Origin of the sequence: Streptomyces purpurogeneiscleroticus, assembly GCF_020024005.1 — a bacterium.
GTDB lineage: Bacteria > Actinomycetota > Actinomycetes > Streptomycetales > Streptomycetaceae > Streptomyces > Streptomyces purpurogeneiscleroticus.
In genome coordinates this window covers 1-15,928 of record NZ_NHSG01000149.1, presented here as the reverse complement: position 1 = coordinate 15,928, position 15,928 = coordinate 1, and the positions used below count along the sequence as shown (strand labels likewise).

The window sequence follows — 15,928 nt, the reverse complement described above, 5'->3', positions numbered from 1 at the left end:
TGGGGGCCGGGGGCTGCTGGTAGAGCGGGTGGTCCGGCGCGGCCTGGTGCGGCGGGTGCGCCGCCCGGTCGTACAGCGCGTCGGCCACCGGGTCCTGGGCCGCGGGGTCCTGCGAGGGGAAGGGCGCCCGCGAGTAGGCGTCCTGCACATATGGGTCCGGTGCCTGCGGCGGCTGTGGGGGCCGGTCTGCGGCGTCGCCGCTCGCAGCCTGGCCGCGGTCACCGTCGTACGGCGCATTCATAGCTGCCCCACCTCATCCGTCGCCGGCCATCCGGCCCCGCCATGTATCAACGGTCCACTTTCTCACCCGAGCCGGACGCGTCCGTGCTTTCCGAACCGGTGTCCGCAGCCGGGTCACCCGGCTGCTCGGATTCGCCGTCCGAGGGCCGGCCGTCCTCGTCCGTGCCGTCGCGGTCCGGGGTGCCGTCCCCGTCGTCCGAGCCGGCGCCGCCGTCCGTACCGTCCCCGCCGTCGGTGCCGTCGTCGTCCTCGCGGGCCGCCGCGCGCTTGCGCTGCAGGTAGATCCGTACGCCGGCGAGGACGAGCAGCAGCACGCCGCCCGCGATGACGAGCATGACCGTAGCGGTGATCTCGGTGACGTTCACCTCGAAGGTCATCGCCCGCCCGTACCGCTTGCCGTCGGCGGTGTAGAGCTGCGCGGTGACCTGCACCGGGCCGTTCGCGTGCGCGGTGGTGTCGAACTTGAAGGACTGGCTGTGCCCGCCCTCGACGTCGATCGTCTGCGGTTCACCCACGTCCAGCCGATTGGGCTGGGAGGACGTGAGCCGCAGCGTCATGCCCTCGACGCCCCGGACGAGGTTGTTCTGCACCGTGACGGGAATCGTGGCGCTGCGCCCGGAGAGCGTGGCGTCCGACTTCTGGATCAGGTGCACCTTGGTCGTCAGGCCGTCCAGGTAGCTGCGGACGGACTTGCGGAACGCCTTGGCCCCGTTGGCGTCGCCGCGCCACGACGTCGACATCATCCGCATGATCGCGTTGCCGAAGGGGGTCTCGACCCGCCACGGCTCGGCCAGGATGACCTCGAAGTCGTCCAGCGCGGTACGCGTCTCCTGCGCCTGCCGGAAGGCGGCTGCCGGCAGCTCGTGCTTGCGCAGGGAAGACGGGTACGAGGCGGGGCCGGGCACCTGGCGGGTGGCGTTGCGGTCGGGCTTGGCCTTGGCCGCGTCGCTGAGGTCCTGCGCCTCGGCCCAGCCGCTGTCGTTCAGCGCCCGCACGGCCTTCGCCATCGCCTGGGCCTGGCTCGCGGTGGGCATCCGCTGGGGCGCCACCACGACGCTGCGCTGCCGTGACGGGTCCTGAAGATTGATCATCAGGGTCTGGGAGAGGAAGTTCTGTACCGCCAGGGTCGCGGAGCCGGCCTTGGACAGGTCGCCGGTGAAGGCGGTGGACAGTCCGGCGTCCGCGACTACGGCGGTGTTGCCGCCGCCGATGGGCCGAGCGGAGGTGGGGGTGTAGGACAGGCCGTTCTCCCGCATGCTGTCGCTGCGGGCGATGACGTTGTGGGCCCCCGCAGAGGTCGCCACGTCCACGACGGAGGAGTCCACGGCGCCGTCGACAGGCCAGGCGAAGTCGTTCCGCGCCTTCACGCCCGGGAGAACGGTGTCCACGGTCTTCGACGCCAGCTCGGTGGCCGGGCCGAGGTGGCCCAGCGCGCTCGGTACGGCCTTGCCCTGGTGCGCCAGCGAGGCGATGTCGGGGTCGCCGAACGGCAGCGCGATCACCTCGTGGGCCTGGACCGCCTGCTCAAGATCGCTCAGCCACTGCTTGGCCACGTCCTGGTTCCGGCCCGGCCTGGTCGTGCCGTGCGGCCCCTCGACCTTGTACCGGCCGGTCATGGCGTCGACGGAGGCGAGCAGGTCGGGGTCGACGACGAAGGTGACCGGAAGGTCCTTGCCGAGGGCGACGAGCTGCTGCAGCCGGCCGCCCGGCGCGATCTCGGCCGCCAGCTTGTCGTCGCGGAAGATCGGGGTCTGCTGTTCGTCGCCCTCTGTCTCCGCGGTGAGGTGGGTCTTGGAGATCAGCGGCCACAGGTACGTGAGGTCCGTCTTCTTCGGCGCGTCGGCCTCCTGCCAGGGCAGGAACGTGCGCTCGATGCCGAGCACCTGCTCGTACGGGGCGCTCCTGGAGCGGCCGGAGAAGGAGACGCCGAGCTGGTAGACGCCGTCCTTGCTCAGACGCAGCTTCTTGACCGGGACCCGCAGGGTGAAGGGCTGGGAGACGCCCGGCTTCAGCGCCCTGACCTTCTCCGTCCTGCCACCGACCTCCTGGCCGTCCAGGCCCGCGGAGTAGCCGGTGCGCCGGGCCACGTCGTCGATGGTGCTGCGGTTGTTCAGTACGGGCCCGCGGCGCAGTCCGATGTGTCCGCCGGTGATCGTCGCGCGGCCCTTGTTGGTGATGCTGCCGGAGACGGTGACCGCGTCGTCGTCCTTGCCGGGCGCCGGCGGGGTGAGCGAGTCGATGTCGACGTCGACCGTCCGGGAGCCGGAGGGTGCGGCGTGCGCTTCCTGCGCCGCGGGGACCTGCAGCAATCCGGCCAGCAGCGGCGCGCCGGCGACCAGCGCAGCGGCCCGTCGCAGCCATCGACCACGCGGCCGTTCGGTCACCTGGAACCCTGCCGCCTCGGCCACGCGCTCGCCCGTCCCTCGTCGTCGTCAGTGGTCGTCGCAATATGCGTCCACGCATGGTAACGATGACTGCTGTGGCGAAGTGCTGCGGACTGCTCCACCTGATCGGGCGGGCGGCCGGTCTCCGCGAACTCGTCCCCTTTATACGTGTCCGCCTCGCGTGGCGCGGCCACGTACCCTGTCCTGTTGTGCCGAACGCCAACAATGACACCCACGCCCCGCAGACCGAGCGCAGCGCACAGTCGACGCAGGCGCTGAACCAGGTCCAGCGCCGCGCCGTCAGCGAGTTGCTGCGCGTGTCGCCCGTCGCGGACGATCTGGCCCGCCGATTCCAGGAGGCCGGGTTCACTCTTGCCCTGGTCGGTGGTTCAGTGCGGGATGCCTTGCTGGGCCGGCTCGGCAACGACCTGGACTTCACCACCGACGCCCGGCCCGAGGACGTTCTGAAGATCGTCCGGCCGTGGGCGGACGCGGTGTGGGAGGTCGGCATCGCCTTCGGCACCGTCGGCTGCAAGAAGGACTCCTTCGACATCGAGGTCACGACGTACCGCTCGGAGGCGTACGACCGGACCTCGCGCAAGCCCGAGGTGTCCTACGGCGACTCGATCGAGGACGACCTGGTGCGCCGGGACTTCACCGTGAACGCGATGGCCGTGGTGCTCCCGGAGAAGGAGTTCATCGACCCGCACAACGGCCTGGAGGACCTCGCGGCGCAGGTGCTGCGCACGCCGGGCACCCCGCAGGAGTCCTTCTCCGACGACCCGCTGCGGATGATGCGGGCGGCGCGTTTCGCCGCGCAGCTGGACTTCACGGTGGCGCCCGAGGTCGTGGCCGCGATGAAGGAGATGGCGGACCGGATCGACATCGTCTCCGCCGAGCGGGTGCGTGACGAGCTGAACAAGCTGATCCTGGGCGCGTACCCCCGCAAGGGGCTCGCGCTGCTGGTCGAGAGCGGCATCGCCGACCGGGTCCTGCCCGAGCTGCCGGCGCTGCGGCTGGAGCGTGACGAGCATCACCGTCACAAGGACGTCTACGAGCACTCGCTGACCGTCCTGGACCAGGCCATCGACCTGGAGGAGGACGGCCCGGACCTGGTGCTGCGGCTGGCGGCGCTGCTGCACGACATCGGAAAGCCGAAGACCCGGCGCTTCGAGAAGGACGGCCGGGTCTCCTTCCACCACCACGAGGTGGTCGGCGCGAAGATGACCAAGAAGCGGATGACCGCGCTGAAGTACTCCAACGAGATGGTCAAGGACGTCGCGCGGTTGGTGGAGCTGCACCTGCGCTTCCACGGCTACGGCACGGGTGAGTGGACCGACTCGGCTGTCCGCCGGTACGTACGGGACGCCGGCCCGCTGCTGACGCGGCTGCACAAGCTGACCCGCTCGGACTGCACCACGCGGAACAAGCGCAAGGCCAACGCGCTCTCGCGGGCGTACGACGGGCTCGAGGAGCGCATCGCGCGGCTGCAGGAGCAGGAGGAGCTGGACGCAATCCGGCCGGACCTGGATGGCAACGACATCATGCAGGTACTGGACATCGCGCCCGGACCGGGCGTCGGCAAGGCGTACAAGTACCTGCTGGAGCTGCGGCTGGAAAACGGTCCGATGGGGCGGGATGCGGCGGTCGCGGCGCTCAAGGAATGGTGGGCCGAGCAGCAGAGCTGATCCCGGCGGCCGACGTGTCCGGCCGCTCATGTTTCACGTGAAACACCTCGCGCATCGCCTCGGTCGTCCTTCGGCCGGGGCGATGTTTCACGTGAAACACGAGCCCGCGCCATGGCGAGCGCGACGGCCAAATGGATCACCGCCACCCCGATGATCAGTGCGGAAGAGCGGCCGTCGGGCGGCAGTATGAGGGCCGCCACCCCGGCTGCGCCGACGAAGGAGACGTGGAAGAGCACGTCGTAGAGGGAGAAGACCCTGCCGCGGAACGCGTCGTCAACGGCGGACTGGACTTCCGTATCCGTGGCGATCTTCGCGCTCTGGGTCGTGAGGCCGAGGACGAAGGCGGCGACGAGCACCGGCGCCAGCGCGAAGGACAGCCAGAGTGCGGGTACCAGTACCGCGGCGGTGCCGGCACACGCCGCGATCCAGCCGGTGGGGGTCAGCCGGGTGACCGCCCAGGGGGACAGCAACGCGGCAGCGAAGAATCCGGCGCCGGACGCGGCGAGCGCGAATCCCAGCGTGGTCATCCCGTCTGGCCCATGCTGCGGCCAGTAGGCACGGCACAGCATCAGCACGGTGACCGTCAGCGCGCCGTAGCAGAAGCGCATCAGCGCCATCGCGGCCAGCGCCCGGGCGGCGGACCGGCGCCGGCCGAGGTGGGCCAGTCCCGAGACGAGCCCGCGAGCGGTGCTCAGCAGGGCAGTGGAGACACGCGGTACGAGCTGGCCGAGGTCCGGGCCGAGGAGCGCCGCCGGGATGCGCAGCGCGACGAGGGCGGCGCAGAGATAGAGGACGGCGCCGAGCAGGACGGTGATCGCGTCGGATTCGACGCCGACGAGCCGTAGGGCGAAGGCGAGGCCACCGCCCGCGGTGGCGGCCAGTGTGCCGGCCGTGGGGGACAGGGAGTTGGCCACCACCAGCGCCTCGGCGTTGTCGACGACCCGGGGCAGTGCGGCCGACAGACCGGCCAGGACGAAGCGGTTGACCGCGGTGACGCTGAGGGCGGAGGCGTAGAAGAGCCAGTCCGGCGCGCCGGCCAGCAGCAGCACCGCGGTCGCGGCGGCCAGGACCGTACGCAGCAGGTTGCCGTGGAGCAGGACCTGGCGGCGGCGCCAGCGGTCCAGGAGTACTCCGGCGAACGGCCCGAGCACGGAGTACGGGAGCAGCAGCACCGCCATGGCGGAGGCGATGGCCGCGGGAGACGCCTGTCGCTCGGGGGAGAAGACGACGTAGGAGGCGAGGGCGACCTGGTACACGCCGTCGGCGGCCTGGGAGAGGAGCCGGACGGCCAGCAGCCGGCGGAAATCGCGGCGGCGGAGGAGCCTGCGGAGGGCACGCACGGCGGACATGGGCCACAGCCTCACACAGGCTGCGGGCCCCTGGGGAGATTCCCAGGGGCCCGCGTCAGGACGGTGCGGAAGCGGCGGCGGCCGCGGTCGCGCTATCTCAGCGCTCGACCTCGCCCTTGATGAACTTCTCGACGTTGTCCCGAGCCTCGTTGTCGAAGTACTGGACCGGCGGGGACTTCATGAAGTACGAGGAGGCGGAGAGGATCGGGCCGCCGATGCCACGGTCCTTGGCGATCTTCGCGGCGCGCAGCGCGTCGATGATGACGCCCGCGGAGTTCGGGGAGTCCCAGACCTCGAGCTTGTACTCCAGGTTCAGCGGGACGTCACCGAAGGCGCGGCCCTCCAGGCGGACGTAAGCCCACTTGCGGTCGTCCAGCCAGGCGACGAAGTCCGAGGGACCGATGTGGACGTTGTCCGCGCCCATGTCACGGTCGGTGATCTGGGAGGTGACGGCCTGCGTCTTGGAGATCTTCTTGGACTCCAAGCGCTCGCGCTCGAGCATGTTCTTGAAGTCCATGTTGCCGCCGACGTTCAGCTGCATCGTGCGGTCCAGGATGACGCCCCGGTCCTCGAAGAGCTTGGCCATCACGCGGTGCGTGATGGTGGCGCCCACCTGGCTCTTGATGTCGTCACCGACGATCGGGACGCCCGCCTCGGTGAACTTGTCCGCCCACTCCTTGGTGCCGGCGATGAAGACCGGGAGGGCGTTGACGAAGCCGACCTTGGCGTCGATGGCGCACTGGGCGTAGTACTTCGCGGCGTCCTCGGAGCCGACGGGCAGGTAGCACACCAGGACGTCGACCTGCTGGTCCTTGAGGACCTGGACGACGTCGACGGGGGCCTCGGCGGACTCCTCGATGGTCTGGCGGTAGTACTTGCCGAGGCCGTCGAGGGTGTGGCCGCGCTGAACGGTCACGCCGGAGCGCGGCACGTCACAGATCTTGATGGTGTTGTTCTCGCTGGCGCCGATGGCGTCGGCGAGGTCGAGGCCGACCTTCTTGGCGTCGACGTCGAAGGCAGCCACGAACTCGATGTCCCGCACGTGGTAGTCACCGAACTGCACGTGCATCAGACCGGGCACGCGGCTGTCCGGGTCGGCGTCCTTGTAGTACTCGACGCCCTGTACCAACGATGCGGCGCAGTTGCCCACGCCGACGACGGCTACGCGAACCGAACCCATTCCGGTTGCTCCCTGTTTGTTCTCGACGCGGCTCCGCGGCTGCGGAGCCTCATGTTGCGGTGTCATCGGACGGATCCGGCCGGGATCCACCCCGGTGTCAGGGCAGGCCGCCCGTCTCTCCTGACTCGTTCCGGTCCGGGGCTGCGGTATCCGGGGCACGCTGGTCGCGCCCGGCCCGCTCGCTCTCGATCAGCTCGTTCAGCCAGCGCACTTCGCGTTCCACGGACTCCATGCCGTGCCGCTGCAGCTCGAGGGTGTAGTCGTCGAGCCGCTCGCGGCTGCGGGCCAGGGAGGCGCGCATCTTTTCGAGGCGCTCCTCCAGGCGGCTGCGGCGGCCCTCCAGTACGCGCATGCGTACATCGCGCGAGGTCTGCCCGAAGAAGGCGAACCGGACACCGAAGTGCTCGTCCTCCCAGGCGTCGGGCCCGGAGTGGGAGAGCAGCTCTTCGAAGTGCGCCTTCCCCTCCGCCGTCAGCCGATAGACGATCTTGGCTCGGCGTCCCGCGAGGGACGCGGCCGGGGCGGTGCCCTGGGCCGCGGCTCCCCCGGTCTCCTCGGCCAGCCAGCCGTGCGCGACCAAGGATTTCAGGCAGGGGTAGAGGGTGCCGTAGCTGAACGCTCGGAAAACACCCAGCGAAGTATTGAGCCGCTTCCGCAGCTCGTAGCCGTGCATGGGGGACTCGCGCAACAGGCCGAGCACGGCGAATTCGAGGATGCCGGACCGTCTGCTCATCCTCCGCCTCCCCAGCTGTGTGCGCTCTTTATGCCGAGCTGATGTATCGACTCGATACATCCAGACGATAGAACGGGTCGCTGGGTGGGACAAGGGCGGGGACGGTGAACGGCATCACATCGCTGATTCGCTGTAGCCAACGTGACTGATTTGGAGTGAATTTCGAGGCTGGGCAGGTTTTGGCCGTGCGTAGTCTGTGCGGCATGCAGACTGCCGGGAACCAAGTGGCGAGAAGTGGCGTCTCCGTCCCCGGTGTAGTGCGGCCCGTGCGACCAATGCGGGCCGTGTTGTCGGGGGGACCTGAAGTGAACTGCCGCCTTCAGGCGATGAGATAGCGCGCCTGCCCGAGGAGTAACCGTTCCATGAGCGAGCACCGTCGCAAACCGCCGCAGCCGCAAGGTGGCGGACGTGCCGCGGCCCGACGCGCCGCACAGCAACAATCGAGTGGCCGCCGAGCCGCGCCGTCGCGCGGTTCCAGCAGGGCGTCCGCTTCTGCTGCCGCTTCGTCCGGCGTGCCTGAGCAGGAGCCTCCCTACCAGGGGCGGGCGGCCGCGCGCCGGGCTGCGCAACGCGGCGGGCGCCGGAGGGCGCCCGAGGCGGCGGCGGCCGGAGCTGCCGGCCGCGGCGGTCGGCGCTCCGCCGGTGCGGGTGGCGGCGGCCACCCGCCCAAGAAGCGGTTCATCGACTACCCGCGCTCGGACAAGGACGGGGCGCGCCGCTGGGTGCCGTCCTGGCGCCTCGTGCTGGGCAGCTGCCTGGGCTTCATCGCATTGGTGCTCGGCCTGTCCGGTATCGCGCTGGCGTACGTCGACGTTCCCGACGCGCAGAAGCTTTCGAAGGTCCAGAAGAACGTCTACTACTGGGCCGACGGCAAGCAGATGGTCGTCGCCGGTGGTGGTGAGCTCAACCGCCAGATCGTGCCGATCAGCCAGATCCCGAAGTCGATGCAGAATGCGGTGATCTCCGCGGAGAACGCCTCGTTCGAGACGGACTCGGGTGTCGACCCGATGGGTATCGCCCGCGCGGTGGTCAAGATGGCCATGGGCGGTGAGACCCAGAGTGGCTCGACGATCACCCAGCAGTACGTGAAGAACACGTACCTGAACCAGGAGCAGACGCTCAAGCGCAAGATCACCGAGCTGTTCATCTCGATAAAGGTGGGCGCCTCGGAGCCCAAGCCCAAGATCCTGGCCGGGTACCTCAACACGGCGTACTACGGGCGTGGCGCCTACGGCATCCAGGCCGCGTCGCGCGCCTACTACAACAAGGACAGCGAAGACCTCACCACGAGCGAGAGCGCCTTCCTCTCCTCGCTGCTCAACGGCCCCAACCTCTACGACCCGTACGTCACGACGGAGAGCAAGAACGCGAACCTCAAGCGGGCCAAGGCGCGCTGGTCGTGGACGCTGGACCGGGAGGTCCAGGTGGGCCGGCTGTCCAAGGCGGCACGGGCCAAGATCCAGGACGACGACTTCCCCATGCCGCGGCCGCCGAAGAAGGCGATGGACCTGCGGGGGCAGAAGGGCTACCTCGTCGACCTCGCCAACAACTACATCACCGCCAACAGCGACATCTCGGACGCCGAGCTGAAGCAGGGCGGCTATGCGATTCGTACCACCTTCGACCGTAAGAAGATGGGTGAACTGACCAAGGCCGTCGAAAACGTCTCGAAGAAGGCGCTGAACCCCGAGCAGCGCGCGGTCGACAAGTACGTGCAGTTCGGCGGGGCCTCGGTCGAGCCGGGGACCGGAAAGATCGTCGCGATCTACGGCGGCAAGGACGCGACGGAGCACTACACGAACAACGCCGACTACACCGGTGTCCAGGTCGGCTCCACGTTCAAGCCGTTCGTCCTGGCCGCGGCGATGGACAAGGGCGTGCGGGACCCGAACAACCCGGCCGTCCGCACTCCCGTGTCGCCGAACAGCATGTACAACGGCAACAACAAGGTGCGGCTGCTCAACTACGACGGGACCGTCTGGCACGACCGGGACGGCAAGGAGTGGCACCAGGCCAACGACGGCAATGAGGACAAGGGCCGCGTCAGCCTGCGCACCGCCATGCAGTACTCGGTGAACACGCCCTACATCCAGCTGGGCATGGACGTCGGCACCGATGTGGTGAAGCAGGAGGCCATCGCCGCCGGTCTGCGGGACGACAACAGCATGGCGCGGACCACGCCGACCTTCTCCCTGGGCACCTCGGCGCCCAGCGCCATCCGGCTGGCCGGCGCGTACGCCACCTTCGCCGCCAGCGGCGAGCAGACCGACCCGTACTCCGTCGAGTCGGTGACCAAGGACGGCACCACTTTCTACAAGCACGAGTCGAAGACCAAGACGGCCTTCGACCCGAACGTGGCCAACAACGTCACGGACGTGCTCAAGAACGTGATCAAGAAGGGCACCGGTACGGCGGCGCAGCTGCCGGACGGCCGTGAGGCGGCCGGCAAGACCGGTACCACCGACGACAACAAGTCGGCGTGGTTCGCGGGCTACACCAAGCAGCTGGCCACCACGATCGGCATGTGGCGCGTCAACGACCAGGCGAAGTCGCAGCGCTTCCTGAAGATGTACGGCGTCGGCGGCGAGGAGAAGATCCACGGAGCTTCGTTCCCCTCGCAGATCTGGCGCGACTACATGATGCGGGCGATGCAGGGCGAGCCGATGGAGACGTTCCCGCCGCCGCAGCCGATCGGCAAGGTCGTCTACGGCGAGAGCGCCAGCCCGAAGCCGACCCCGACGGAGACGGAGGAGAAGCCGACGGAGGAGCCGTCGGAGTCGCCTTCGGAGAGTCCGAGCGAGTCCTCCCCCAGCCCGTCGGCGAGCGACACCTGCTCGCCCTGGGACCTGGGCTGTAAGGACGAGGGAGGCCAGAACGGCGGCCCGACCGGTGGTCCGGGTGATCCCGGTGACGAGACCTCGCCACCGGCGACCGAGCCGCCCGGCGGCGATGACGGCGGCGGTTTCTTCGGAGGCCCGGACGGCTTCGAGAACTGACCGCGCGCTGTTTCACGTGAAACGCTCGACCGGTTTCACGTGAAACAGCGGATGCGAAACGACGAGCCCCCGACCCGGCATGCCCGGGCGGGGGCTTCGCCGTCTCCGGCACAGGGACGTGCGGCAGGATGACCCCATGACGAGCGTGCGACAGGACGAGCCCGTACGGCCGACGCAACGGGACGAGGTGGCGGCGGCCGGCAGCGAGCTGATCGGCGGCCCGCTCGGCCGCCGCGTGCTGCTCGGTGCGAGCTGGTGGACGCCGGTACGCATCATTGCCCTGGTCGCCCTGGGCATGTTCGCGCTGGGGATGGTGCAGAAGCTGCCCTGCTACAACGGCGCCTGGTTCTTCGGCGCGACCAGCCAGTACACCCACGCCTGCTACTCGGACATCCCGCACCTCTACGTCGGACGCGGGTTCGCCGAGAACCTCGTCCCGTACTTCGACCGGCTGCCCGGTGACATGCAGTACCTCGAATACCCGGTGCTGACCGGCGTGTTCATGGAGGTCGCCTCGTGGCTGACCCCGCACGGCGGCACCATGCAGCACCGCGAGCAGATCTACTGGCTGGTCAACGCCGGGATGCTCATGGTCTGCGCCGCCGTCATCGCGGTCTGTGTGGCCCGGACGCACCGCAAGCGGCCCTGGGACGCCCTGCTCGTCGCTCTGGCGCCCGCCTTCGCGCTGACAGCCACCATCAACTGGGACCTGCTCGCCGTCGCGCTGACCTCGGTGGCGATGCTGCTCTGGTCGCGCAGCCGCCCGCTCGCCGCCGGAGTGTTCATCGGGCTGGCGACAGCGGCCAAGCTCTACCCCGTCCTGCTGCTGGGGCCGCTGTTCGTCCTGTGCTGGCGGGCCGGGAAGTGGCGGTCCCTGGGCGCCGTGATGGGCGGCGCGGCCTTCTCCTGGCTGGCGGTGAACCTGCCCGTGATGCTGCCCGCCTGGGACGGCTGGCAGAAGTTCTACACCTTCAGCCAGGAGCGGCCGATCGACTTCGGCTCCGTCTGGCTGCTGATCTCCCAGCGCACCGGCAACCCGCTGGAGTACGCCAACACCTACGCGACGCTGCTGATGATCGTCGGGTGCGGGGCCATCGCGCTGCTCACGCTCTACGCGCCACGCCGCCCGCGCCTGGCCCAGCTGGCGTTCCTGGTCGTCGCGCTCTTCGTCCTGACCAACAAGGTCTACTCACCGCAGTACGTGCTCTGGCTGATCCCGCTGGCCGCGCTGGCCCGGCCGCGCTGGCGGGACTTCCTGGTGTGGCAGGGGTGCGAGGTCATGTACTTCCTCGGCATCTGGCTGTACCTCGCGTACAGCGGCAGCGGGGACAAGCACCAGGGCCTGCCGCCCGAGGGCTACCAACTTGCCATCGTTCTCCACCTGTTGGGCACGCTGTACCTGTGCGCGGTGGTGGTCAGGGACATCCTGCTGCCGGACCGGGACACGGTGCGCAGGGAAGGCGCCGACGACCCCTCGGGCGGCGTCCTGGACCAGGCCCCCGATGTGTTCGTTCTGGGGCGACAGCACCACGCACCGCGGCACGCCGCCCCGTTCGAGGGCGCGGCACGGGTCGAGTGGGGGCCGGCCGGGGACTGACCGGCGGCGCCGTCGGCAGGTCGGCCGGTAGATACGCGGCGGGCCCGGACGCACGGCGGGGAGCCAGGCGTCCGGGCCCGTTGTCCAGGTCCGGGAATCCGCAGGTCAGCGGTCCACGAGACGGTCGAACTGCGTAGTGGTGTGCCGCAGGTGGGCCACCAGTTCCTCGCCGACCTTCGGCTCCGGCGCGTCGCTGGGCACGAACAGGATGGAGACCTGCATGTGCGGCGGCTCCGCGAACCAGCGCTGCTTGCCGGACCACACGTACGGCGAGAGGTTGCGGTTCACCGTCGCCAGGCCGGCCCGGGCGACGCCCTTGGCGCGGGGCATCATGCCGTGCAGCGCCTTGGGGGCCTCCAGGCCGACGCCGTGCGAGGTGCCGCCGGCCACCACGACGAGGTAGCCGTCGGAGGCCGCCTTCTGCTGGCGGTAGCCGAAGCGGTCGCCCTTGGCCACGCGGGTGACGTCCAGGACCGCGCCGCGGTACTCGGTGGCGTCGTGGTCGCCGAGCCACAGCCGCGTACCGATCCGGGCGCGGAAGCGGGTCTGCGGGAACTGGGCCTGCAGCCGGTGCAGCTCATCGGCCTTGAGGTGGCTGACGAACATGGTGTGCAGCGGCAGCCGGGCGTTGCGGAGCCGGTCCATCCAGCCGATGACCTCGTCCACCGCGTCCGTGCCGTCGGTACGGTCCAGCGGGAGGTGCATGGCGAAGCCCTCCAGCCGTACGTTCTCGATCGCGGAGGCCAGCATCGGCAGCTCCTCCGGCGTGACGCCGTGCCGCTTCATGCTGCTCATGACCTCGATCACGACCCGCGCCCCGGCCAGTCCGCCGAGTCCCTGGACCGAGGAGACCGAGCGGATCGCCCGGTCCGGCAGCGGCACCGGCTCCTCGCCGTGCCGGAACGGCGTCAGGACGAGCAGGTCACCGCTGAAGAAGTCCTTGATGCGGGCTGCTTCGTAGGTGGTGCCGACGGCCAGGAGGTCGGACCCCAGGCGGGTCGCCTCATCGGCGAGACGCTCGTGGCCGAAGCCGTAGCCGTTGCCTTTGCAGACCGGGACCAGCCCCGGGAACTGCTGAAGCACCTGCTGCTGGTGCGCCCGCCAGCGCGCGGTGTCGACGTAGAGGGTGAGCGCCATGGCCGGCCCGTGAACCTTTCTCGTTGCTGTGGTGCGTCGGATCTGTGGGGATTGCCGCGGGCGAGCGGTCAGCGCCGCGACATGTAGATGTCCAGCGCCTTGTGCAGGAGCTTGTTCAGCGGGAAGTCCCACTCGCCCAGGTACTCCGCCGCCTGCCCACCGGTACCGACCTTGAACTGGATCAGACCGAAGAGATGGTCGGTCTCGTCCAGCGAGTCGCTGATGCCGCGCAGGTCGTAAACGGTCGCGCCGAGCCCGTAGGCGTCCTGCAGCATCCGCCACTGCATCGCGTTGGACGGGCGGACCTCGCGGCCGATGTTGTCGGACGCGCCATAGGAGTACCAGACGTGGCCGCCGACGACCAGCATCGTCGCCGCGGAGAGGTTCACGCCGTTGTGGCGGGCGAAATACAGCCGCATGCGGTTCGGGTCCTCGCTGTTGAGGGCCTTCCACATGCGCTCGAAGTAGCTCTGCGGCCGCGGGCGGAAGTGGTCACGCACCGCGGTGATCTCGTACAGCCGCTGCCACTCGGCGAGGTCCTCGAAGCCGCCCTGGACGACCTCGACGCCGGCCTTCTCGGCCTTCTTGATGTTGCGGCGCCACAGCTGGTTGAAGCCCTTGTGGACGTCCTCCAGCGAGCGGTTCTCCAGCGGCACCTGGAAGACGTAGCGGGGCTGCACGTCACCGAAGCCCGCACCGCCGTCTTCGCCCTGCTGCCAGCCCATGCGGCGCAGCCGGTCGGCGACCTCGAAGGCGCGCGGCTCGATGTGGGTGGCCTCCACGTCCCGCAGCCGCTTGACGTCGGGGTTCTGGATGCCGGACTTGATCGCGGCGGCGTCCCAGCGGCGGATGACGACCGGCGGGCCCATCTTCACGGAGAAGGCACCCTGCTGCTTGAGATGCGCGAGCATCGGCTGCAGCCAGTCCTCCAGATTGGGGGCGTACCAGTTGATGACGGGGCCCTCGGGGAGGTACGCGAGGTACCTCTTGATCTTGGGCAGCTGGCGGTAGAGGACCAGGCCGGCGCCGACGAGCTGACCGGTGGAGTCGAACCAGCCCAGGTTCTCAGAGCGCCACTCGGACTTCACATCGGCCCAGGCCGGGACCTGCATGTGGCTGGCCGCGGGCAGGCTCTGGATATATGCCAGATGCTGCTCTCGACTGATGGTCCTCAGGGTCAGGCTCATGCGGGGCGCTCCTCGGCAGGTTTGTCCCCGTGGTCGGGGCTCCGGCTCTCGCGCCGAAGCCTACTGCGCCAAGGGAGCGCCCCGTCTGGGCCTACGGCCGCAGGCGTCCGTACATCATCCGTGCGGCTAGCCCAGTACGCCTCCGAAGAGGCCGCCGTGGGCCATGCCGAGGAAGAATCCGAGTGCCGCGGCGCCGAGGCCGATGATCAGCACGAAACGTTCCCCGGTCGTCACGGAGATGAATTGTCCCCAGGCGCCAGTGCCGATGCCGAACAGTCCGGCCCAGGAGCTGAGCAGGTGCAGGTGGGTGAAGTAGGCGGAGATGACGGCGACGAGGCCCAGCACCAGCGTTACCGCGGCGAGGGTGTTTTCGAGGGGGTGCGCCTTGCCGTCGCTGTTCAGCAGGGAGAGCAGGCCGTGCTGCTGGGGCTTCTGGGGCTGTACTGCATGTGCCATGCGGCACCTCCGTAGACAGGCGGCGCACTGTAACGCCGCTCACACCCGTTGTGTTCCAGATTGGGGGGATCGGTGGCCTGATTTCAACCGGAAGCCTTCAGGCGGGTACTCTGTACGGTCTGCGCCCATGTCTGTCCGCATTCGCTGTACGGACCGGGCGCGGAACGCATCACGACCCTCCTGCCACGGAACGACCGTGGCCGCTGAGTCCAAAGGAGGTGGGTTCCACATGCGTCACTACGAGGTGATGGTCATCCTCGACCCCGATCTGGAGGAGCGCGCTGTCTCCCCCCTGATCGAGAACTTCCTTTCCGTCGTCCGTGAGGGCAACGGCAAGGTCGAGAAGGTCGACACCTGGGGCCGTCGTCGTCTCTCGTACGAGATCAACAAGAAGCCCGAGGGCATCTACTCGGTCATCGACCTCCAGGCCGAGCCGGCCGTCGTCAAGGAGCTCGACCGTCAGATGAACCTGAACGAGTCGGTCCTCCGGACCAAGGTCCTCCGTCCCGAGACCCACTGACCGCGTAAGCGTTCAGCGGACATCGGGTTCGAGTAGCAACACAGCAGCCAGCAGCACACCCGCCGAGAGGTTCCCCTAATGGCAGGCGAGACCGTCATCACGGTCGTCGGCAATCTTGTTGACGACCCCGAGCTGCGCTTCACCCCGTCCGGTGCGGCGGTCGCGAAGTTCCGCGTCGCGTCCACTCCCCGCACCTTCGACCGTCAGACCAATGAGTGGAAGGACGGCGAGAGCCTGTTCCTGACCTGCTCGGTGTGGCGTCAGGCGGCGGAGAACGTCGCCGAGTCCCTTACGCGGGGCACCCGCGTGATCGTGCAGGGCCGCCTCAAGCAGCGGTCGTACGAGGACCGCGAGGGCGTGAAGCGCACGGTCTACGAGCTCGACGTCGACGAGGTCGGCGCGAGCCTGCGCAATGCCACGGCCAAGGTCACCAAGACCAGCGGCCGGGGTGCTCAGGGCGG

At 69.2% G+C, this 15,928-nt stretch carries 12 protein-coding genes and 1 pseudogene; 5 read left to right on the top strand and 8 right to left on the bottom strand.

The window, feature by feature from the left end; genetic code table 11:
• Window positions 1-241: pseudogene (locus tag CCS38_RS08490) on the bottom strand (murein biosynthesis integral membrane protein MurJ); the annotation flags it as partial.
• Window positions 242-287: 46 nt separating this feature from the next.
• On the bottom strand, window positions 288-2,648 hold the full coding sequence (locus tag CCS38_RS08485; RefSeq protein ID WP_223732576.1) for a DUF6049 family protein: 2,361 nt from the start codon (window positions 2,646-2,648) through the stop codon (window positions 288-290).
• Between the two features lie 185 nt (window positions 2,649-2,833).
• On the opposite strand from CCS38_RS08485, the gene CCS38_RS08480 reads away from it, so the two are divergent.
• Complete coding sequence (locus CCS38_RS08480) at window positions 2,834-4,312, top strand: CCA tRNA nucleotidyltransferase (RefSeq protein WP_223732575.1); 1,479 nt, start codon at window positions 2,834-2,836, stop codon at window positions 4,310-4,312.
• Between the two features lie 26 nt (window positions 4,313-4,338).
• On the opposite strand, the gene CCS38_RS08475 is transcribed toward CCS38_RS08480, so the two are convergent.
• The 3 genes from CCS38_RS08475 to CCS38_RS08465 all read right to left on the bottom strand — a co-directional run bounded on the left by CCS38_RS08475 (window position 4,339) and on the right by CCS38_RS08465 (window position 7,574).
• Complete coding sequence (locus CCS38_RS08475; protein WP_223732574.1) at window positions 4,339-5,661, bottom strand: MFS transporter; 1,323 nt, start codon at window positions 5,659-5,661, stop codon at window positions 4,339-4,341.
• Window positions 5,662-5,758: 97 nt separating this feature from the next.
• Window positions 5,759-6,841, bottom strand: coding sequence for an inositol-3-phosphate synthase (locus CCS38_RS08470; RefSeq protein ID WP_223732573.1), 1,083 nt, complete (start codon window positions 6,839-6,841; stop codon window positions 5,759-5,761).
• Between the two features lie 97 nt (window positions 6,842-6,938).
• On the bottom strand, window positions 6,939-7,574 hold the full coding sequence (locus CCS38_RS08465) for a PadR family transcriptional regulator (protein ID WP_223732572.1): 636 nt from the start codon (window positions 7,572-7,574) through the stop codon (window positions 6,939-6,941).
• 362 nt (window positions 7,575-7,936) lie between these two features.
• Here CCS38_RS08465 and CCS38_RS08460 point away from each other — a divergent pair, with 362 nt between their 5' ends.
• On the top strand, window positions 7,937-10,570 hold the full coding sequence (locus CCS38_RS08460; protein ID WP_223732571.1) for a transglycosylase domain-containing protein: 2,634 nt from the start codon (window positions 7,937-7,939) through the stop codon (window positions 10,568-10,570).
• Between the two features lie 136 nt (window positions 10,571-10,706).
• Window positions 10,707-12,167, top strand: coding sequence for a glycosyltransferase family 87 protein (locus CCS38_RS08455; RefSeq protein WP_223732570.1), 1,461 nt, complete (start codon window positions 10,707-10,709; stop codon window positions 12,165-12,167).
• A 105-nt stretch (window positions 12,168-12,272) separates the two neighbouring features.
• On the opposite strand, the gene CCS38_RS08450 is transcribed toward CCS38_RS08455, so the two are convergent.
• From CCS38_RS08450 to CCS38_RS08440, 3 genes are all read right to left on the bottom strand, one after another.
• Complete coding sequence (locus CCS38_RS08450) at window positions 12,273-13,304, bottom strand: alanine racemase (RefSeq protein WP_030259495.1); 1,032 nt, start codon at window positions 13,302-13,304, stop codon at window positions 12,273-12,275.
• Window positions 13,305-13,372: 68 nt separating this feature from the next.
• Complete coding sequence (locus CCS38_RS08445) at window positions 13,373-14,491, bottom strand: lipid II:glycine glycyltransferase FemX (RefSeq protein ID WP_223732569.1); 1,119 nt, start codon at window positions 14,489-14,491, stop codon at window positions 13,373-13,375.
• Window positions 14,492-14,617: 126 nt separating this feature from the next.
• Window positions 14,618-14,947, bottom strand: coding sequence for a hypothetical protein (locus tag CCS38_RS08440; RefSeq protein WP_223732568.1), 330 nt, complete (start codon window positions 14,945-14,947; stop codon window positions 14,618-14,620).
• 229 nt (window positions 14,948-15,176) lie between these two features.
• Between CCS38_RS08440 and rpsF the strand changes: the two genes are divergently transcribed.
• Window positions 15,177-15,467, top strand: a complete 291-nt coding sequence (gene rpsF / locus CCS38_RS08435) for a 30S ribosomal protein S6 (RefSeq protein ID WP_003978891.1) — start codon at window positions 15,177-15,179, stop codon at window positions 15,465-15,467.
• Window positions 15,468-15,545: 78 nt separating this feature from the next.
• On the top strand, window positions 15,546-15,928 hold a 383-nt coding region (locus CCS38_RS08430; RefSeq protein WP_223732567.1), incomplete at its 3' end, for a single-stranded DNA-binding protein.